The sequence below is a fragment of the Dactylosporangium sp. NPDC000244 genome, from assembly GCF_040300725.1.
Taxonomy (GTDB): domain Bacteria; phylum Actinomycetota; class Actinomycetes; order Mycobacteriales; family Micromonosporaceae; genus Dactylosporangium.
The window spans coordinates 163,490-183,195 of the sequence record NZ_JBEPEH010000026.1 but is presented as its reverse complement, the minus strand read 5'-3'; the positions used below and the strand labels follow the sequence as shown (position 1 = coordinate 183,195).

17 protein-coding genes are annotated in these 19,706 nt (G+C 73.6%); 6 read left to right on the top strand and 11 right to left on the bottom strand.

What is annotated here, in order from left to right:
• Positions 1–102 precede the first annotated feature (102 nt).
• The 3 genes from ABT369_RS34105 to ABT369_RS34095 form a co-directional block, all read right to left on the bottom strand.
• Positions 103–1,902 (bottom strand): hypothetical protein, encoded by a 1,800-nt coding sequence (locus ABT369_RS34105; protein WP_350618192.1) that lies wholly within the window; start codon positions 1,900–1,902, stop codon positions 103–105.
• A gap of 467 nt (positions 1,903–2,369) precedes the next feature.
• Positions 2,370–3,845, bottom strand: a complete 1,476-nt coding sequence (locus ABT369_RS34100; RefSeq protein ID WP_350618190.1) for an MFS transporter — start codon at positions 3,843–3,845, stop codon at positions 2,370–2,372.
• Between the two features lie 481 nt (positions 3,846–4,326).
• Positions 4,327–5,550 carry an MFS transporter gene (locus tag ABT369_RS34095; protein ID WP_350618188.1) on the bottom strand — a complete coding sequence of 408 codons (1,224 nt, stop codon included), beginning with the start codon at positions 5,548–5,550 and terminating at the stop codon, positions 4,327–4,329.
• A gap of 101 nt (positions 5,551–5,651) precedes the next feature.
• Between ABT369_RS34095 and ABT369_RS34090 the strand changes: the two genes are divergently transcribed.
• A complete protein-coding gene (locus ABT369_RS34090) occupies positions 5,652–6,737 on the top strand; it encodes a DUF5937 family protein (protein WP_350618186.1) in 1,086 nt (361 codons plus the stop codon).
• Between the two features lie 264 nt (positions 6,738–7,001).
• Here the strand turns inward: ABT369_RS34090 and ABT369_RS34085 are convergent, their stop codons facing one another.
• The 3 genes from ABT369_RS34085 to ABT369_RS34075 all read right to left on the bottom strand — a co-directional run bounded on the left by ABT369_RS34085 (position 7,002) and on the right by ABT369_RS34075 (position 11,269).
• A complete protein-coding gene (locus tag ABT369_RS34085; RefSeq protein ID WP_350618184.1) occupies positions 7,002–7,967 on the bottom strand; it encodes a tyrosine-type recombinase/integrase in 966 nt (321 codons plus the stop codon).
• Positions 7,968–7,969: 2 nt separating this feature from the next.
• Positions 7,970–8,605 carry a class I SAM-dependent methyltransferase gene (locus ABT369_RS34080; protein ID WP_350618182.1) on the bottom strand — a complete coding sequence of 212 codons (636 nt, stop codon included), beginning with the start codon at positions 8,603–8,605 and terminating at the stop codon, positions 7,970–7,972.
• A 324-nt stretch (positions 8,606–8,929) separates the two neighbouring features.
• A complete protein-coding gene (locus tag ABT369_RS34075) occupies positions 8,930–11,269 on the bottom strand; it encodes a HelD family protein (protein ID WP_350618180.1) in 2,340 nt (779 codons plus the stop codon).
• Between the two features lie 385 nt (positions 11,270–11,654).
• Between ABT369_RS34075 and ABT369_RS34070 the strand changes: the two genes are divergently transcribed.
• The gene (locus tag ABT369_RS34070; protein WP_350618178.1) at positions 11,655–11,780 is read left to right on the top strand and encodes a hypothetical protein; all 126 of its coding nucleotides are present in this window, start codon (positions 11,655–11,657) and stop codon (positions 11,778–11,780) included.
• A 273-nt stretch (positions 11,781–12,053) separates the two neighbouring features.
• Here ABT369_RS34070 and ABT369_RS34065 read toward each other — a convergent pair whose 3' ends face one another.
• Positions 12,054–12,281 carry a hypothetical protein gene (locus tag ABT369_RS34065; RefSeq protein ID WP_350618176.1) on the bottom strand — a complete coding sequence of 76 codons (228 nt, stop codon included), beginning with the start codon at positions 12,279–12,281 and terminating at the stop codon, positions 12,054–12,056.
• 27 nt (positions 12,282–12,308) lie between these two features.
• Here ABT369_RS34065 and ABT369_RS34060 point away from each other — a divergent pair, with 27 nt between their 5' ends.
• Together ABT369_RS34060 and ABT369_RS34055 are read left to right on the top strand one after the other, a co-directional pair.
• Positions 12,309–12,530 (top strand): hypothetical protein, encoded by a 222-nt coding sequence (locus tag ABT369_RS34060; protein ID WP_350618174.1) that lies wholly within the window; start codon positions 12,309–12,311, stop codon positions 12,528–12,530.
• A gap of 377 nt (positions 12,531–12,907) precedes the next feature.
• Positions 12,908–13,372 (top strand): MarR family winged helix-turn-helix transcriptional regulator, encoded by a 465-nt coding sequence (locus tag ABT369_RS34055; protein ID WP_350618172.1) that lies wholly within the window; start codon positions 12,908–12,910, stop codon positions 13,370–13,372.
• Positions 13,373–13,889: 517 nt separating this feature from the next.
• Here the strand turns inward: ABT369_RS34055 and ABT369_RS34050 are convergent.
• A complete protein-coding gene (locus ABT369_RS34050) occupies positions 13,890–15,575 on the bottom strand; it encodes an acyl-CoA dehydrogenase family protein (RefSeq protein ID WP_350618170.1) in 1,686 nt (561 codons plus the stop codon).
• Between the two features lie 65 nt (positions 15,576–15,640).
• Between ABT369_RS34050 and ABT369_RS34045 the strand changes: the two genes are divergently transcribed.
• Both ABT369_RS34045 and ABT369_RS34040 read left to right on the top strand, forming a co-directional pair.
• Complete coding sequence (locus ABT369_RS34045) at positions 15,641–16,825, top strand: winged helix DNA-binding domain-containing protein (RefSeq protein WP_350618168.1); 1,185 nt, start codon at positions 15,641–15,643, stop codon at positions 16,823–16,825.
• A complete protein-coding gene (locus ABT369_RS34040; protein WP_350618166.1) occupies positions 16,822–17,763 on the top strand; it encodes an endonuclease/exonuclease/phosphatase family protein in 942 nt (313 codons plus the stop codon). The genes ABT369_RS34045 and ABT369_RS34040 overlap by 4 nt, the downstream gene beginning before the upstream one ends.
• Here the strand turns inward: ABT369_RS34040 and ABT369_RS34035 are convergent.
• From ABT369_RS34035 to ABT369_RS34025, 3 genes are read right to left on the bottom strand one after another with little or no spacing between them, the layout of a single operon-like run.
• Positions 17,743–18,657: an RNA polymerase sigma-70 factor gene (locus ABT369_RS34035; RefSeq protein WP_350618164.1), complete on the bottom strand. Its 915-nt coding sequence runs from the start codon at positions 18,655–18,657 to the stop codon at positions 17,743–17,745. The two genes, ABT369_RS34040 and ABT369_RS34035, sit on opposite strands and share 21 nt — an antisense overlap.
• 1 nt (position 18,658) lies before the next feature.
• Positions 18,659–18,985 (bottom strand): DoxX family protein, encoded by a 327-nt coding sequence (locus tag ABT369_RS34030; protein WP_350618162.1) that lies wholly within the window; start codon positions 18,983–18,985, stop codon positions 18,659–18,661.
• Positions 18,986–19,020: 35 nt separating this feature from the next.
• The gene (locus ABT369_RS34025) at positions 19,021–19,650 is read right to left on the bottom strand and encodes a thymidine kinase (protein ID WP_350618210.1); all 630 of its coding nucleotides are present in this window, start codon (positions 19,648–19,650) and stop codon (positions 19,021–19,023) included.
• Between the last annotated feature and the right edge of the window lie 56 nt (positions 19,651–19,706).

Here is a 19,706-nt window from a genome sequence, read left to right as displayed (position 1 = left end):
TCGGCGGCTGGGTCAGCAACGCTGATCTTGGACACCCTCCCCGCATCTATCCAGCAGCGACACACGCCCGAATCTTCAAGGCATCAATCATCTAGGCGCTCGTCAGGCCGAGCTGGAGCCGCTCGAGCCGTCCGCCGGCGGGCGCTTCGCCGCCTTCGCCGGTCGGCCCGAGGCACCCGACCCTCTGGATTGTGCAGGAGCCGGACCGGTCGCAGGGGGCGCAGTCGGGTGAGCTGCGGGCTGGCCCGCATTCGGCTGCTTCGCCTCCGGTGACGCCGCCGTCGAGTCCGTAGCCGATGCCTGGCCGTTGGCCGAAACACCCGGTGATGTCGCGCCGGCGGGCGCGAAGTCGTCGTCGCCCTTCGGTGCGCTGTCGCTGGTCACCGGCTCGGTCTCGGTGGCTGAGGTGGTCGGCGCGGCCGAGTTTGCTTGGACGGCCGCGCTTCCCGACGCGGCCGCAGTTGCTCCAGCGGCCACGTCGGCCGTCGGCGCGGTCTCGGCTGCCGAGCTGTCCGGGATGGCCGGGTTGGTTGGGACCGCCGAGTTAGTCGGGGCCGAGGCGGTCGGCGTCGCCGTGAACGGCGGAGCGGACCCGCCGCTCGCTGACACTGCTCCGGGCTCGGAGCCGGCCGACGCCGGGGAATCGGTCGCCACACCAGGGTCGTCCGGACTTCCGGAATCGGCCGCGGCCACCCCGTCGTCAGCAGGGACGGCACCACCGCTCACCAGCAGTGCACGCCGGCGCCGCCGCGAGCGGATCACCGCGAACACCCCGACGGCGATCATCAGCACGCCCAACACCCCGATGCCGATCACGATCCGGGTGATGTCCTGCAAAGACAGGCTCTGCACAAACGACCGATCCGCGGCCTTCGGTGCCTGCGCCTGCACGGTCGGTGCCGCAGACGGCGGCGCCGGCGGGGCATACGGCGTGTACCGCAGAATCGAGCTCGCCTTCGGCTGATCCGACGTTGTCAGGAACTCGGCACCGTCACGCGTGTAGGCGATGCCCTCACCCTGCGGCTCGCTCGGCAGCGGCGTGATCCGCGGCACCGACCCGCCCGTGATCGCATCGACCACGTTACCGTCCGTGACGTCGAACTCGTACGCGTCGGCCATCGTGCGCACCACCGCACGCTTGCCGTCCGGGCTCAGTGCCGCACCGGTCACGACCGAGGTGCCCAGGATGCCGTACGGGTTCGTCGTCCCCGTCGCCTGCGGCCGGAACGAGCCGGCCCGCGTCAGCGCCGCCGGATTGGCGTTGTTGGCCGGCAGCGGCTGCGTGAGCGTGTACACCTCGCCGACCGGGTCCTTGGTGATGATCACCGGGCGACCCTCACCGTCGATGATCAGCGCCTCGGCGTCGCGGGCCTTCCCATCGGGGTACGCCAGGCGGTGAATCACTGGTGTGTTCTGCCCCGGTGCGAGGCTCCACAGCGCGATCGACGAGCGCCGGTTCCCGGAGCCGCCAGTGAGCGTGGTGTTGTCGCCGACATCCGCGACCCACAGCGTCCCGTCCTTCGCGATCGCGAGGTCCTCCGGGTCGAAGGCGCTGCTCGGGTACCCCACGCTGCGCGTCACCGCACACTGCTCGCTCAGGAAGAAGATCTTCTCCCGCGACCGCTCCACGTTGCTGTCGTTGATGACCGCGTAACCGTTCGCGGTCGCCACGATTCCCGAAATCTCGGTCAGCTGCGGGTCACTCATCGTGCACACGGTGCTACCCGGAATGGACGGGCCGAGATTCCGGTTCACGGAGCCCGACGCGCTCGGCGCCGGGCTGGGCGCCTTCTGCGGCACTGGCGACCCGAACGCCGTCGCCGGACTCCCGAGCGCCACCACCACCGGCGCGACCGCCACCAACACGGACGCCCTGATCGCGCCCCCGACCCGCTGCAGCATGCGCGACAGTGTCGCAGACACGCCTGAGAAACCGGCCACAGCCCGCCCCGAATCCGATCATGCCCACCTGGTCCGCCACTCCCCGGCGACGAACCCGCCAACGTCAGTCCTGAGAGAGACGGGCCGCGGCACCCGGACGTTGCAGTCCGAGCCCGAGGCATTCACCGTAGTCGCGGCGTCACCCGAAGTTGACGACCTCGTCCGTGTGCCGCGCACCGGAGCCGCGTCAGCGGAGCGTGACGCTCCGGTCGCCGACCGCTCGGGGCGTGGCTACCGATGACCAAGGCGTCGAACCGGGTCGGATGGGCGCGGCGGCACGCTCAACACCCGGGTCATCTGCGGGGTCATCGCCCGCGACGGCGACCAGGTGGGCTGACTTGGCCGAGGCAGCCGCGGCGGCGAAACCGGGTCAGGCGCTGCCGGCGTGGTTCACGTCCGCCGATTTGGCGAGCAGTGGCCGAACTGCGTCAGGTGGCCGACGTGGCTGACCCGGCCGACGTGGCCGACGTGGCTGACCCGGCCGACGTGGCCGACGTGTCGGTCGATGGCTCCGATGGTGCCGCCGTTGAAGCCGTGGACGTCGGACGCAGTAGCAGTGCCGCACCCGCGATCGACGCCGCCAGCAGGAGAGTGCCGATGGTGAAGGCGAGCCGGTACCCGTCGGTGAGCGCGGCCGCCTCCGCCGCGCCCGCGTGCAGGTGAGCGTCGGTGCGTGACGCGGCCACAGTGGACAGTGCCGCCACCCCGATCGCCATGCCGAGCTGCTGGGTCGTGTTGAAGAGCCCTGACGCCAGGCCCGCGTCGTCCGGGCGGGCGCCCGACATGCCCAGGCCCGTGATGGCGGGCAGCACCAGGCCCCCGCCCGCGATGAGCAGCATGACCGGCAGGAGATCCGTCGCGTATCGCGCGTCGACCGGCAGCCTCGTCAGCCATCCGAGCGCTGCGGTGAGGAGTGCTAGGCCGGCGATGAGGATCGTGCGCTCGCCGTAACGGTGGATGAGCCGCGCCGACACGCCCAGTGACACGGCGGCGATGGTGAGCGCGGCCGGCAGCATCGCCAGGCCCGTCTGTAGTGCCGAGTACTGCAGCACCCGCTGCATGTACAGGGCGATCAGGATCTGGAACGAGAACATCGCGCCGATCATCAGGATCTGCAGCGCGTTCGCGCCGGCGACCTGGCGTGAGCGCAGCACGCGCAGCGGCATCAGCGGAGTTCGCGCGCGGGCCTGGCGCAGCACGAACGCGGCCAGCAGGACGGCGGCGGCACCGGCGGTGAGGAGGCGGCTACCGCTCGTCTGTACCACGGCGTAGATGCCCGTCATCAGGCCAGCCGTCACCAGGAGTGCACCGAGCGCATCCGCTCCGGCGCGCAGGGCGAGGCCGCGGTCGTTCGGCAGGTACGGCACGGCGAGCGCGAGGGTCGCCACGCCGATCGGCACGTTGATGAGGAAGATCCAGTGCCAGCTCAGGGCGTCGGTGAGCACACCGCCGAGGACCTGACCCAGGGACGCTCCCGCCGCGCCGGTGAACGAGAACACGCCGATCGCGCGCGCCCGTTCGCGCTGCTCGGGGAACAGGGTGACGAGGATGCCGAGGCTGACCGCGCTGGCCATCGCGCTGCCGACGCCCTGCAGGAATCGGGCCGCGATCAGCATCTCGGGGCTGGTGGCCAGGCCGGCGAGCACGGAGGCGGCGACGAAGACCGCGGTTCCGGCGAGCAGGACCCGCTTGCGTCCGAGCAGGTCACCGAGCCGGCCGGCGAGCAGTAGCAGGCTGCCGAACGCGATCAGGTACGCGTTGATCACCCACGTCAGGCCCTCGGGCGTGAGGCCGAGATCGCGCTGCATGACGGGCATGGCGACCGTGACGATGCTGCCGTCGAGGATGACCATCAGCATGCCGGTCGCGAGCACGGCGAGCGCGAGCCATCGATTCTGTCTCATAAGTCCGACCGTAGCAGATCGTCCGCAACGGAACTATCTTTGACGGGACGAAGCTGTGTGACGAGGTTCCCAGACCAGATCGGTCCGGCGGGGTAGCGCGGGATCACCTCGGTGCAGTCGGCGACGGCCGGGGCGCACGCTCAAGGCGCACGCTCAGGGCGAACAGGGGCCGCGACGACGTGGACGCCGCCCGACGCCGGCCTGCCGAAGGTGGCTCCAGGCGCAGTGCACAAACGGCGGGCGGTGATGGGCGGTGACAGCAGGCGATGGGCAACGGCGGGCGGCAACGACGGCAGGCGATGGCTGGCGGGCGGCAACCACGGGCGGTGACGGCAGGCGACGGGCGGCAACCACGGGCGACGGCGGGCGGTGACCGCAGGCGACGGCAGGCTACGGGCGGCGAGGGCGATGGATGGCGACGACTGACGAGCGGACTGCGTGGGCGGCCGTCGAGCGGGGACGCTGCCGGCCAAGGACGGCGTCACGGCCGCCGTCTGAGCCGTGTTCCTCGGTCCTTCTCGGCGGCGACGGCGGAGGCGGAGACTAGGGTCGCGGCGGCGAGGCTGCCCCAGAGGGCGGTCGGGCCGTGGGGCGCGAGCGCGGTGATGGCCGCCGGGGAGACGGCGAGGCCGAAGCCCGTGGAGAGCTGGAAGCGCGCGAGGGCGCGCCCCAGGACGTGGGCCGGGGCGAGCGCGGTGACGAGCGGGGTGGCGCTGCCGGCGTAGACGATCTCGCCGATCGTGCAGAGCACCGACACCGCGGCGACGGCTGGGACAGCCCAGCCGTGTCCCAGCGTGGTGGCCGCGAGGAAGCCGAGATAGGACGCGGCCAGCACCACGCCGGAGAGGGCCAGCACGGTGCGCCGGGAGTACCGGGACAGCAGGACGGTGACCGGCACCTGGAGGGTGACGACCAGCACCGTGTTGGCCACGAAGACGGCGGCCGGCCACACCGGGGACGCGTGCAGCTGCGTCACCAGGACCAGCGGGAGCGCGATCTCGGGGACGTTGAGGCAGAAGACGTAGACCACGTTGGCGGCGAGGAGCGCGAGCATCCGGGGTGCGGGCTCGTCGTCCCCGTCCTTGGCCGGGGCGGCCTCCGCTGGATGTGCGCGCACCTGGACCGACCACGCCAAGGCGGCCGCGGCAAGGTACGCGAGCGCGGTGACCGCCGCCAGCGCCCGCAGCGCGGTGGTGCCGCCCGCCAGGCATGCGGTGGCGAGGAGCGCTCCGACGCCCAGGGCGGCGTTGCGCAGGGCGCGGGCCCCGGCGAGGGCGGTGTCGCGTTCCCGGCCGTGGGCGACCGTGGCCACGAGGGCGGCGTGGGCGGCGGGCCAGGCCTGGTTGCCGATGCCGAGGAAGAGGGCCGCCGCCGTGAACAGCCAGACGTGGCCCGCCGGGGCGGCCAGCAGCAGCGCCACGCCGAGGACCCGCACCAGCATCGACGCTGCCACGACCGTGCTGCGGGCGCCGCGGTCCAGCCATCGGCCCACCGCGGGCATGCACACCAGACCCGTGACGATGCCGACCGTCATGGCGGTGCCGGTGACCGGCGCGGACAGCCCTAGCACCGTCACGCCGTAGAGGAGCAGGAAGGGGCGCAGCAGGCCGGTGCCGAGCGCGTCCACGGCCAGGGCGACGGCATAGCGGGGGCCTCCTGATGCGCGTACGAGGGCGCGGGGCCGGATTGCGGTGATGGTTGCCACGGCTCAGACGGTGCGTTCGGCCGCCGGGGCGGGGCACGCCGGTTGACGCAGTTCGTCAATCGACGTCGTCGCCGGGGTGCCTTGGCGGTGATGATGTGGGGATGACGCTGAGGATCGACATCAGCGGCCTGCCGTCCGAGCGTGTGCGGTTCGCTGCCTCCCCGCTGGCCGAACTGACCGCGATGCTGCATGTGCTGGCCGCGCCCGGTCACCATCCGCAGCTCGCCGGCTGGGCCGCGGACGTCTGGGCCGGGCTGCGGGGCGATCTGGCCGACCGGCTCACCGAGGCCGAGTTCCTCTGGCGTTCCTCACAGGCCGACTTCCTGATCCCCGCGCGGCCCCGGGCGACCCTCGCCGAGGAGCTGGACGACGTGGACCGGATCGACGACGAGACGTACGTGACCGCCGCGCTCGTCACCACGTGCGGCAGCAACCGGGTCCATTTCCCCGGCGCGTCGCCGCTCACCGACACGACCGCACGCGAGCGGGCCCTGGAGGTGGCCCAGGCCCGCGGCGCACGGCAGGAGGCCTTCGCGCAACGGCTGCTCGCGGACCCGGCCGCGGTGCGGGCCCAGGTGCGCCACACTCTCGAAGCATGCGCCGGTGCCTTCTTCGACCGTGCCTGGGCGGGTGTCGCGGTGCGGCTCGCCACCGATCTGCGCCTGAAGAACGACCTGCTCAGGCGCCACGGCATCGGGCCGGCGCTCGCCTCGGTCTCCGGCGCGGTCACCCTGGCACCGGACGGCGGGCGCATCATCGTGGACAAGGTGCAGGACAAGGCGACCGCTGCCCGTGGCGCCGGGGTCACGTTCATCCCCAGCGTCTTCGGCCGCCCGCACCTGGTGGCGGTCCACGCACCCGGGTGGCATCCGGTGGTTCAGTACCCCGTCGCCGAGCCCAGTCCGGCGGAGCCGGTCTCGCTGGAGACGGTCACGCTCCGGCTGGAGGCGCTCTCGCATCCGGTACGGCTGCGGCTGCTGCGCACCCTGGCCCGCGGCCCGCACACCACCAGCGAGCTGGCCAACTTCTGGGAGCTGTCACCCCCGGAGGTGTCGCGCCATCTTGCCGTCCTGCGCCGCGCGGGCCTGCTCACGGCTCGGCGACACGGTCGTTACGTGCGGTACACCCTCAACCTGCCCGATCTGAGCGCGTTGGGCGTGGACCTGCTGGCGGCCGTGCTGCGCTGAGTTGCTTCCGTCTTCCCGGCACCGTCCGACTCGGCCGCGTGGGCCAGAGACTCGTGCTTCGCGGTACAGTCCGACTCGGCCGCACGCCGCGCCGGGTGCACCGCCGATCCGGCCGGGCGGGCGGGCGACTGTCCCGTCTCGTCGGGCGTGGTTCGTTCTTGGCACCGCGGACGTCGCCCCGCTCGGGCCAGCGAATGCTGGGCCCCAGCGGGGTCCCTGGCGGGAGCAACGGTCCGCAGGTGACGCGGGCCCGAGCAATCTGCCTCAGGTTCTTCGCCTCGCGCGGGCGGCGGCCAGCGTGTGGGCGGGGTCGCGGTCGAGGTTGTAGCGGTCCCGGTCGTAACGGCGGGTCGTGCGCGGGTCGGCGTGGCCCATCGCGTCCTGCACGTCCTCGAGCGGCACGCCCTCGTCGCGGGCCGTCGTCGCGAACGCGTGGCGCAGCGAGTGCGGGCTCAGGCGCTCCCAGGCGGGCACCGCGGCGTCGCGGGCGAGGCGGCGCACGAGGCGGAACACTGCGTGACGGTCGACGCGGCCGCCGGTCGCGGTGGCGAACAGTGGCCCTGGAGAGTCGCCGCGTTGCGGTAAGTAGTCGTCGATGGCGCGGACGACGCCCGGCGTCAGCGCCCGGCGCCGCGCCTTGCCGCCCTTGCCGGTGAAGCGCACGGTGCGGTGGCCGCGCTCGGCGCCGAGATCCTCGACGTCCAGCGCCACGACCTCGCCGACGCGCAGGCCGAGGTCGGCGAGCAGCGCGAGGATGGCCCGGTCGCGGGCGGCGGTCGGGCCGTCGAGGCGGTCGGCGGCGGCGAGCATCGCGTCGACCTCGGCCGCGGCCAGCCCGACGGTCGCGGACACGTCACGGTTCACCCGGGGGCGGTCCGCGCCGCCGACCGGGTTGGCCGCGACCGCCTCGAGCCGCAGCAGGAACGCGTACCAACTCGACAGCGCCGACAGCTTCCGCGCCACGCTCGCCGGGGCCATCACGCGGCCGGTGCGGCCGTCGACGGTGGTCTCCAGGTCGCGGGCGTACGCGTTGACGTGCAGGAACGAGGCGCGCAACGGGTCCAGGCCGCGCCCGGCGCACCAGGCGAGGAACTGGTGCACGTCGCGGCGGTAGGCGGCCCGGGTGTGCGCGGACAGCCGCCGGTTGGCCAGCCAGGCCTCGGTGAAGTCCGCGGACCCGTCGGCGGGGGCGGGCAGGCCGGGCGGGGTGCGGCGCTCGGGGATCGTCATGGCTACGGGTTGACCGACCACACGGTGGTGCGCTTGACCGGGGCGTCTTCGAGGGTCTGCGGCACCGGCACCTCGTACTCGGCCAGCAGCGCCAGGTGCTCGCGCGGCAGGTAGGCGCGGCCGGGGTCGCCGACGAGGACCGTCGCACCGCCGCGGGCCGCCCGGCGCAGGTAGTCCAGCATCCGGCGGGTCATCTCGCGGCTGTAGAACACGTCCCCGGCGAGCACCACCTCGGCGTCGGGGTCACGCTCGAGCACGTCGGCGAGCAGCGGGGTGACGGCGACCCCGTTGGCCTCGGCGTTGATCCCGATCGCGGCCACCGCGAGCTCGTCGATCTCGACCGCGGTGACGCGCGCCGCGCCGGCCTTCATCGCCGCGATGGCGACCAGCCCCGAGCCGGCCGCGAGGTCGAGCACACTGCGGCCGGCGAGCAGGTCCGGGTGGTCCAGGACGTACCGCGCGAGCGCCTGCCCGCCGGCCCAAGCGAACGCCCAGAAGGGCGGTGGCATCTGCGCACCCTGATCGCTTTCGGTCCGTTCCCACAGCTCAATGGCCTCGTCGGCGAGCCGGAGCCGGATTTCGGGGGTCAGCGGCACAGGGCCGAGGGTGGTGTTGTCGAGCACGAATTGCGCGGTCATCGCAGCGGACCGTATCAAGCCCGCTGTCACTCGTGCGTGCGACGCCCCGCGGGGGCTTGCACCGGTACCGTCGCCGCATGGGGGGAGATGCCGTATTCGTCTGGATCATACTCGGCCTCGCGGTGGTCGTGCTGATCCTGATCGCGCTGTACGTCGACTCGTGGCGCCGCAAGGACGACGCCTGAGTCTTCCACGTCCTGGTCTGCGGGAACGTCACCGGACACCTCCGTTGAGAGGGCCCGCGGAGGGGTTGCTAGGCTCCACTCGGTTCGGTGAGCGTGCTGGAGTCCGACCCATCACGCTCCCGACTTCCCCCCTCCCCGATCACATGCCGATCACCGCGTGCAGCGAGTCCGGCAGCGAACCCGGGTGCAGGATCCCGAGCCGCTGTGTCGCGCGGGTCAGGGCCACGTAGAGGTCGTTGGCGCCGCGCGGCGACTCCTCCACGATCCGCTCCGGGTCCACCACGATGACGCCGTCGAACTCGAGGCCTTTCGCCTGCTTGACGGTCAGCACGACCACCCGGGTGGTGAGGTCCGGCTCCTCGCCGAGCGCGGCATCGGGGGCCGCCTTGCGCACGTGCGCTACCAGATCCTCGAAAATCCCTCCGGGCAGGATGACCCCCAGGCGGCCCTCGCCGGCGGCCTCGGCCTCCTGCTCGACCGCCTCCGCGAGCGCGTCACCGAGGCGGGACTCACCCACGCCGCGCACCCACGGCTCGACGCCGGCCTGCCGGACCGACCGCGGCGGCTCGAGATCCGGGTCGATCCCGGCGAGGACCAGCGCCGCGACCGACATGATCTCGGCGGGCGTGCGGTAGTTGACGGTGAGCTCGCGCAGCCGCCAGCGGTCCCCGACGTACGGGACGAGCGCGTCGCCCCACGCCGACGCGCCGCCGAGGTCGCCGGTCTGGGCGACGTCGCCGACGACGGTCATCGAGCGGCTCGGGCAGCGGCGCATGAGCAGCCGCCACGCCATCGCCGAGAGCTCCTGGGCCTCGTCGACGATCACATGCCCGAACGCCCACTTGCGGTCGGCGGCGGCCCGCTCGGCCGGGGTGAGCGCCTCGCCCTCGTCGTGCCGCTCGGCGAGCCGGTCCGCCTCGAGCAGGTCGGTGACGGAGAGCAGCTCGGGGTCGTCCTCGTCCTCGACGTCGATCGACCGCGACCCGAACGCGATCTCCAGGGCCCCCTCGGCGTAGGCGATCTGCTGCCGGCGCCGCCGCTCGGCCAGGATCTCCAGGACGGTCTCGTCCTCGCCGAGCAGCTCGGCGGCCTCGTCCAGCAGCGGTACGTCGGCCGGCGTCCACCCCTCCCGCGGGGCGCGCTTCAGTAGCGGGTCGGCCCCGGCCGCGGCCAGGCGCTTGTCGGACGCGAACAGCCCGGCGAGCAGCTGCTGCGGGGTGAGGATCGGCCACAGCCAGTCCAGGGCACCGAGGACCTCGGCCTCGCCGCGCAGCTCCCGGCGGATCTCGGCGAGGTCGGCCTCGTCGAGCAGCTGGGAGTCGCCGGGGGCGTCGTCCCCGCCGAGCGGATCATCGGCGTACGGGTCGATGCCGATCGTGTCCGCCACCAGCAGCGACAACGCGTGGATGATCTCGGTGTCGAAGGTCGGGCGGGCGAGGTTGTGCAGCTTGCCGGAGCGCCGGGCGCGCTCGCGGGCGTCCTCGATCACGGCCGGCTCGAGCACGACCTCACCGCCGTCGAGCAGGTCCAGGTGCAGCGTGATCGGCTCGGACGGCACCCGCTGCCGGTCCCGCACCGCCTCGGCCAGCACGTCGGCCATCTCCGCGCGGCCCTTGACCGCCGCGACGTCGGCCGGCTCCTCCCGGTCGGCGACGACACCCGGGAACAGGTCACCCATGGTGCCCAGCAGCACACCGGTCTCCGCCAGCGACGGCAGAACCTGGGAGATGTACCGCAGGAAGGTCGCGTTGGGCCCGACGATGAGCACGACCCGCGAGGAGAGCATCTGGCGGTGGGTGTAGAGCAGGTACGCGGCGCGGTGCAGCGCGACGGCGGTCTTGCCGGTGCCGGGGCCGCCCTGCACGACGAGGACGCCGCCCAGGTCGGCCCGGATGACGTGGTCCTGCTCGGCCTGGATGGTCTCGACGATGTCGCGCATGCGGCCGGTACGGGATGCGGTGAGCGCGGACAGCAGCGCCGCCTCGCCGGTCACCCCGTCGTGCGCGCCGCGCCCGGTGGCGTGGGCCTCGTTCAGGTCCAGGACCTCGTCGTCGAGCCCGGTCACGCTCCGCCGCACGGTGCGGATGTGCCGGCGGCGGCGCACCCCGTCCGGCGCGGCCGCGGTGGCCAGGTAGAACGGCCGCGACGCCGGTGCCCGCCAGTCGATCAGCAGCGGCTCGTAGTCGTTCTCCTCGTCGAAGATGCCGATCCGGCCGATGTACCGGACCTCGTCCCCGGCGAAGTCGAGCCGCCCGAAGCACAGCCCGTTCTCGACCGCGCTGTACTGCGCGATCCGGTCCGTGTAGAGCGCCGTCTGCGAGTCGCGGTGCGAGCGGTCCGCGGGCGTGCCCCCGGTCTGCAGCAGCGTCCTCGTCAGCTGCCCCGACGCCTCCTCACGCAGGCGGTCGAGGTGCCCGTACAGCGTGTCGAGACGCCCCTGCTCCTCGACAATGTCGGCTGTGTCGGATGGGTTTGACAATCCGCTCTCCAGTCGGCTAACATGTAGCAATCGGCGCCCTTGTGGCGTCTTTTTTGTTGCCCGAACGCTCTACTTTAGCGTCTCGGCGGCCTCCCGTGCGAACCGACGGGGCCGCCTAGGCCAAGGTAGCGCTCCCGCCCGGATACGCCAGTTCGGCGGCGATGCGCACGGTGGCGGCGCCGCCACCGGCGAGCAGCAGGATCGCGGCGTTCTCGGCAGCCAGCGGCGTGCGCCCGGCTCGCGGGCGGCCACGTACCGGCCCAGGGCGGCGCCGGCGCCCGTGAACGCCACCACGGCCGGGCCGCCCGCGTCGGTCGTGAGCTCGACTGTGTAGTCGGGCATGTGGGTGGCGCCGAAGCCGGTCAGCGCGAGGAGGAGACCGGCGGTGTCGGCCCGGCCGAACACCGCCCGCACCGTCCTCGGCGGCGCCATCGCCATGCCGGACGCGCCGAGCGCCCAGAGCAGTGGGGTGGTTCCCCAGTGGCGGTCGACCTCGGCCGCGGCCTGGTAGGCGGCGAGGCAGCCCGGCTGGAGTGCGAGTACGTGGGCGGTGGCGCGCCGTTGGGGGCGGCTGGCGGGGGCGGCGAAGAGGTAGGCGAGCCACAGCGCGTATCCGGGGTAGAGCAGGGCGTCGCCGAGCCAGAAGTTCTACTCCGGCAGGCTGCCGCGGGCCAGGCCGGTCATGGCGATCAGGCCGGTGAGGAGGGTGGCGGCGATGAGTAGCGCCCAGCCCTTGTCCCCGTCCGCCGTCCCGCTCCTTCTCGCTTGCGCTCTGCTCCCTGGTCTACTCCTCGGCCTTCCTGGCTTGTTCCTCGGCTTTGGGTGCCTGTTCCGTCGCTGGTTCGGCTCCGGGTCGGGCGATGATCGCGACCGTCTCCTCTCCCTCCGACACCCGGGGCGCGCCGGCGACCGATGCCCGTTCGCGGATCTCGGCCCGCGATCCTACTGTCCGTGATGGCTTGGTGAACACTGCGACACTGCCGTGGGCGACAGCCAGCTCCAGCTGCTCCATGACCGTCGGTGCTGTTCCGGTGACTCGGTGCGGGAGGGTGGCGACGAGCGGCATGCGGCTGGAGCCGCCGACGAGGAACGGGCCCGCGAGACGGCCGGCCGGGACCGCCGTGCCGATGACAGTGCGGGTCAGGGCCACGGTTCGCTCGACCACGGGGACGGCGAGGCGCTCGATCCGCCCGCGGCCGAGGAGGGCGTCCTGGTCGACGCGTCGAAGGTGCCGGCGCCGAAGTCGTACACCACGATTTAGGAGCCGGTGGCACCTCCGCACCGGCGCTGATGGCCACTTCAGTGCCGGTGCCGGTGGCCGCTTCGGCGCCGGCTGGGCTGGCCACTTCAGTGCCGGTGCCGGTGGCCGCTTCGGCGCCGGCTGGGCTGGCCACTTCAGTGCCGGCGCGGGTGGGCGCCTCGGCACCGGCGCCTGTGGAGGGTAGCTGAGGGTGTCCGTCGAACAGCAGCGGTCGCGTGTGTCCGCCGGGCTCCTGGATCACGGCGGCGGTGTTCGACGTTCCGTAGTCGATCCCGAGCCGGCGCCCGACAGTGATCATCCGCGCACCCTGTGACGTGAGCGCTGGTCGGGGCATCGGCCGGAAGAGACACCGTCGCCGGGTATCTATGCTGGGTGACATGGCCGCCACGCTCACGCCCGACCTGTCGTTCCTGCTGGATCACACCAGTCACGTGCTGCGCACCCAGATGACGGCGGCGCTCGCGGAGATCGGGCTGACGCCGCGGATGCACTGCGTGCTCACGCATGCACTGGGTGAGGAGCGCACCCAGATCCAGCTGGCCGAGATCGGCGGGATGGACAAGACCACGATGGTGGTGACCGTCGACGCGCTCGAGAAGGCCGGGTACGCCCACCGCCGGCCGTCGAGCACCGACCGGCGCGCGCGGATCATCGCGGTCACGCCGGAGGGGGCGGAGATGGCGGCCCGTAGCCAGGAGATTGCGGACTCGGTGCACGCCGCGGTGCTGGACGCGCTGCCGGAGGACGAGCGGGCGGTGCTGGTTCGGGCGCTGACCCGGTTGACGCAGGGTCACCTCGCGACTCCGGTCGAGGCACAGGGCGTGCGCCGCGCTCGTCAGTGACGTTTCCGCCGCGGCAGCACCAGCGAGACGAAAGGCGAGGCGCCCGTGCTCGTGCCACGCCGTCAGCCGTCGCCGCCCGCCGTCGCCGCTGCGGCTGCGCCAGCGCGACGCTAAGCGAGGCGCCCGTGCTCGTGCCACGCCGCCCGCCAGCGCCAGCGAGGCGCCAGCGAGGCGCCAGCGAGGCGCCCTTGCTCTTGGCACGCCGCCCACCGTCAGCCGTCGCCGCCCATCGCCCGCCGCCCGCCGCCCGCCGTTCAGGGCCCGCCGTTCAGGGCCCGCCGTTCAGGGCCTGCCGTTCAGGGCCTGCCGTCCAGAGCCTGCCGTCCAGAGCCTGCCGTTCAGGGCCTGCCGACGCCGCTGCGGCAGCACCAGCGAGACGCGAGACGAGGCGCCGTTGCTCTTGGCACCGCGGACCCGGCTGGGCGGTCCCCTCCGGCCGAAGGCCCCCGGGACCGCCCATTTGTCTGGCGGGAGCAACGGTCCGTGACTGACACGGACCCGAGCAAAGAACCGGCTCTTACGCCACGTTGAGCAACTGTTCGAATCCGGCGTGCAGGTCCGCCGAGATGTCCGCGTTACCCAGCCGCCGCAGAATCCACAGCGACGCCAGCAGCGCCGGCCGCTCGTCCCCGTGCTCGGCCGCCCACGCCGCGTGCTCGAGCAGCAGCGCGGCGGTCAGCGCGTGCCCGAGCCGCAGTGCCAGCTCCCGCGCCCCGGCCGCCACCCGCGGGTCGCGGGGGTCGGCCGCCGCGGTCGCGATGTCCCCGGCGAGCCGGGCCGTCGCGGCGGCGAGCGCCTCGGCGACGCCCGGTAGCCGGTGCGTGGCGGCGTCCGCGGCCGCGGTCAGCCGATACAGCAGCGGCTTGGCGCCGTCACCCGACGTGAGCGCCCGCAGCACGTCGACGGAGAGCACATTCGTGGTCCCCTCCCAGATCGGCAGCACCTGGGCATCCCGCAGCAGTCGCGGAATGCCGGTGTCCTCGACGTACCCGGCCCCGCCGAAGCACTCCAGATACTCGCTGGCCGAGGCGACCGCGAGCCGCCCGGTCGTGAGCTTCGCCAGGGGGGCCGCCAGCCGCAGCTCCGCACCCGCCGCGGCGTCGCCGTGCTCGGCGCGGCCCAGCAGCGCGAACGAGTGCGCGGCCAGCGCGAACGCCCCGGCCGCGTCGACCGCCAGCCCGCCGAGCGTCGCCCGGTGCAGCGGGTTGGCGGCCAGCACCCCACCGGAGACGGTCCGCTCCGAAGCGTAGGCAAGCGCGTACTCGAGGCCGCGGCGCATCCCGCCCGCCGCCGCGGCCGCGTTGTGCAGCCGCGTGACCACGACCAGTGTCATCATCGCGGCCAGGCCCGGCTGCCCCGGATCGGTGAGCGGGTAGGCGGCGACCCCGTCCAGGCGGACCTCGCCGGTCGGCACCGCCCGCGTGCCGAGCTTGTCCTTGAGCCGCAGCACCTGCAGCCCGGGCGCGGGGGAGCGGCCGTCGGCGCCGTAGCGCGGCACCAGGAACGGCACCAGGTTCCGGCTGCCGGGCCCGGCCCCCTCGGGCCGGGCGAGCGCGACCGCCATCGCCGAGTCGATCGCCGAGCAGAACCACTTGTCGCCGGTCAGTGCCCAGCCGCCGGCGCCGTCCGGATGCGCGGCGGTGGTCGAGCGCGCGATGTCGGAGCCGCCCTGCGACTCGGTCATCCACTGCCCCGACGTGACCGCGACCGCCGGATCGGTCGAGACCAGCCGCGCCAGCCAGTCACCCTGCGTGCCGGTCTGCGTGAGCAGCGCCGCCGCCCCGTCGGCCATCGCGACCGGGCACGAGAACGTCGCCGACTCCGGGCCCCACACGTGCAGTAGCGCCTGCTGTACGACCCGTGCCCCCGGGCCCCACGTGTCGCGGGCCTCGGGAAGGTACGGCAGTGCGACCACGGCGTGACGCGCCGCCGCCGCCCGCTGCGCCTGCCAGCCGGCCGAGGTGTCGACCCGCTCGATCCGCCCGCCCCACCCGTCGAAGCGGGTCAGCGTCGGCGGGTGCGTCTCGGCGTCGTGATGCGCGGCGCGCAGCGGCCCGAGCACCTCCGCGGACAGGTCCGCCAGCCGCTGCTTCGCGGCCGCGTGCCCGTCCTCGCCCAGAAGCCGGTCCAGCCAGCCGCGCAGTTGCGGATCCGTAGTGTATGGGTCACGCAGCGTCGGGCCGGTCTGCACGAATCGCGTCATGGCTGACACGTTACCGTCCGGTACGGTCGCGCTCCCGTTCCGTGGGAGTCGCGATACTGGTACGCGTGACCCTCCGCATCGACACGGCCCAGCGCCGCGCCCGCCTCGCCGTGCGGCACGGGCTCGCCGGACCGGTACCGCCGGGAAAAACCCCCGAGGACGTCGCCGCCGATCTCGTCGCGCTGCACGCCACCGACCCGGCGACCGTCCACCTGTCCGTCGCGGCGCGCCTGCACCGGCCCCTCGTCGCGACCGTGGAGGACGCCCTGTACGAGCGGCGCACGCTGCTGCGGATGCTCGGCATGCGCCGCACGATGTTCGTGGTGCCCTCCGGCTTCGCCGCGGTCGTCCAGGCCGGCGCGACCAGGGCGGTCGCGGCCGAACAGCGGCGCCTGCTCGTGAAGCACCTGACCGAGACCGGGGTCGGCGACGCGGCCTGGCTCGAGGACGTGGCCGAGTCCACGTTCGAGGCCCTGCGCCGCCGCGGCAGCGCGACCGCGGCCCAGCTCGCCGCCGACGAGCCGAGACTGCGCAGCCTCATGGTGTTCCCGCAGGGCAACCAGTACGTGACCAGCCGGGTCCTGTTCCTGCTCGCCGCCGACGGCCGGATCGTGCGCGGCCGGCCCGTCGGCACGTGGATCAGCAGCCAGTACGCGTGGTCGTGCCTGCCCGACTGGCTCCCCGAGCCGATGGCCGACCTGGACCCGGCCCACGCCCGCACCGAACTCGCCCGGGCGTGGCTGGCGCGCTTCGGCCCCGGCACCGCCGCCGACCTGAAGTGGTGGACGGGCTGGACGATGACGCACACCCGCGCGGCCCTGCGCGCGCTCGAGGCCGTCGCGGTCGAGCTCGACGGCGGCGAGACCGGCTATGTCCTGCCCACCGACACCGCCCCGGTCGACGACCCCGGCCCCTGGGTGGCCCTGCTGCCCGGACTGGACCCGACGGTCATGGGGTTCCAGGGGCGGCAGTGGTACCTCGGCCCGCACGCCCCGGCCGTGTTCGACCGCACCGGAAACGCCGGCCCGACGATCTGGTCGGACGGCCGCATCGTCGGCGGCTGGGCGCAACAGCCGACGGGCCGCATCGCGTGGGAGCTGATCGAGGAGGTCCCCGCGTCCGTGCGCAAGGCCGTCACCCGGGCCGCGAGCGAACTCGAAGGCTGGCTGGGCGACGCCCGGGTGACTCCCCGGTTCCGGGCCCCACTGGAGCGAAAACTCGCAGACCCCGCCGGTACGGTCGTCGCATGACGCTGATCTGCTGGGCGCTCGCCGGACTGGCGACCGCCTACACGGTGGTGCGCGCCCTGGGAGCCGAACGCGGGACCCCGCTGGTGCAGTTGATCACGTACACCCCGTACGCCGCCGTGGGCGCCCTGCTCCTGAGCTCGTTGGCGCTCATCGCCCCGGTGCCCGGGCTGATCCTGGCGGCCTGCGGGCTGGTGCTCGCCGGCCTGGTCGCGCCGCGCCTGGTGCCGGGCCGCCGGCCGGGCGAGGGGGTGCGGCTGCGGGTGATGTGCGCGAACCTGCTGTACGGCCGCAACGCCACCCCGACGTTCGTCGACCAGCTGAAGATCGACGACATCGACGTCCTGGCGGTGCAGGAGCTCACCGCGGACGGCCTGGCCGCGCTCGACGACGCCGGCATCGACGCCCTGCTCCCGCACCGCGTCGTGGCCACGGCCCCGGGCGGCAACGGCTCGGGCCTGTTCAGCCGCCACCCGATCACCGGCCCGGCGACGAGAACCCTCGAGGCGATCCCGATGTGGCAGACCGCCGCGACGGTCCACGTGCCCGGCGCCGGCCCGGTCCTGATCGAGTCCGCGCACCCCTACCCGCCGCGGCACGGCCGGGTCGGCATCTGGCGGCAGCAGATCGAGACCCAGGCGACCCCGTCCGCGCAGGGCCCGCCGCGCATCCTCCTGGGCGACTTCAACGCCACCCTCGACCACGCGGTGCTGCGCCGCCTCCTGCGCGCCGGCTACCGCGACGCGGCCGCCGAGCGCGGGCGGGGCCTGACGGCGACGTGGCCCTTCCGCACCGAGACCCTTCCGTTCTGGACCCCGCCGATCACCCTGGACCACGTGCTGGTCGACGAGCGCATCGGCGTGCGCGAGTTCGGCTCCCGGCCGGCGGGCGAGAGCGACCACTGCCCGGTCGTGGCCGAGCTAGTCCTCCCGCCCGCGTAGCTGCCGGGTCAGGGCCCACGCGTCCGCGACCGGCCCGAGGTGCGCGAGCTTGTCGGGGTTGATCACCACGCGGATGGCCCGCACGCGGCCGTCGCGGACGTCGAGCGCCATCGTGTGCAGGACCCGCCCGTCGCGGTCCCGCGCGACGGCGCCCGGATCGCCGTTGACCTCGCACGGCTCCAGGGCGATCGCCGCCCGCGCCATCCGCGGGAACATGTTGGCCAACAGCCGGGCCACGTTCCCGGCGCCGGCGACCGGCCGGGCCAGCTGCGGGGCCTTCCCGCCGCCGTCGCCGACCACTGTGACATCGGCGGCGAGCAGCGCCTGCAGCCCGGCCACGTCCCCGACCCGCAGCGCGGCGAAGAACCGGGCCGCGAGGGCGTTCCGCTCGCCGCGGTCGGCGGCGAACCGGGGCCGCCCCTCGGCCATGTGCCGCCGCGCGCGCACCACGAGCTGCCGGCACGCCGCCTCCGACCGGCCGACGGCCGCGGCCACCTCGGGGAAGCCGAAGTCGAACACCTCACGCAGCACGAACACGGCCCGTTCGAGCGGGCTGAGCCGTTCGAGCAGCAGCAGCGCCGCCGTGGACACCGAGTCCGCGAGCTCGGCGGCGCGCTGCGGGTCCTCGTACGGGTCGGTCAGCAGCGGCTCGGGAAACCACGGCCCGACGTACGCCTCGCGCCGCACCCGCGCCGAGCGCAGCACGTCGATCGCGATCCGGGTCACCGTCGTGGCCAGGAACGCCTTGACGTCACGCGGTTCGTCGGGCGTCGCGGCGTACCGCAGCCAGGCCTCCTGCACCGCGTCCTCGGCCTCGCTCACGCTGCCGAGCACGCGGTACGCGATCGAGAACAGCAGCCCGCGCAGCCCCTCGAACTTCTCGGCCCGCTCCACGTCAGCCGACCTGCGCCCACACCACGAACGCGGCCAGCCCGAAATACACGAGGTTGAGCCCGACGAGCCCGCCCTCGCCCCGCCGTCCGTGCGTGACCGCCGCGCCCACCATGAGCACCATCCAACACCCCGCGGTGACCGCCGGGAGCACGAAGTACCCGGCCACGGCGCACAGCTCGAGCACCCCGAGCGTGCGCACGAACCACGCCGGCGCCGCGCCGGTCCACCCGCCCCCGTGCATCGAGGCGAGCTTCGCCTGGGGCACGAACGTCTTGGTGACACCACCGGTGAGCGCCACGAACGCGAGAATCCACTGCACGATGTTCATGCCCTCGTGACGAGACAGCCGCCCCGCCGGTGACATCACACCAGGCGCAGCTGGCCCCCGGCTCGGGCGGCCGGGCCCAGGTCGCCCGCGCGGTGGTGGCGCCGGCACAGCACCTGGTAGTGCACGTCCGCGGCGACGGCGTCGTCCGCCGTGGTGTCGCCGATCACCACCTGGTCGCCCTCGCGGGCGATGACCCCGTCGACGACCCGGGCGTTGAGCGTGCCGCTGCGCCCGCACCAGCACAGCACCTCGACCTGGACCTTCGTCACCTCGTCGGCGAGCTCGAACAGGCGCTGCGCGGCCGGGAACAGGCAGGTGCGGAAGTCGGTGGCGAGGCCGAACGCGTACACGTCGACGTCCGAGTTGTCGACCAGGTCCGCCAGCTGCTCGATCTGCTCGACGGTGTAGAAGCTGGCCTCGTCGCAGATGAGGTAGTCGACGCGGATGCCGCGGGCCCAGCGGTCGCGGACCAGGGTGCGCAGGTCCAGCCCGGCGACGTCGACGGCGTCCTTGCCCAGCCCGATGCGCGTCGACAGCCGGCCCGGGCCGGCCCGGTCGATGGTCGTGAGGACCAGGCCGTGGCGGCCCTGCCGGGCGTGGTTGTAGTCCATCTGCAGCGCGAGGGTGGATTTGCCGCAGTCCATCGGGCCGTAGAAGAACTTCAGCCGGCCCCCGCGTCGTGTGCGGGAGTCACCAGCGGCGAAACAGGCGTTCGGGTCGG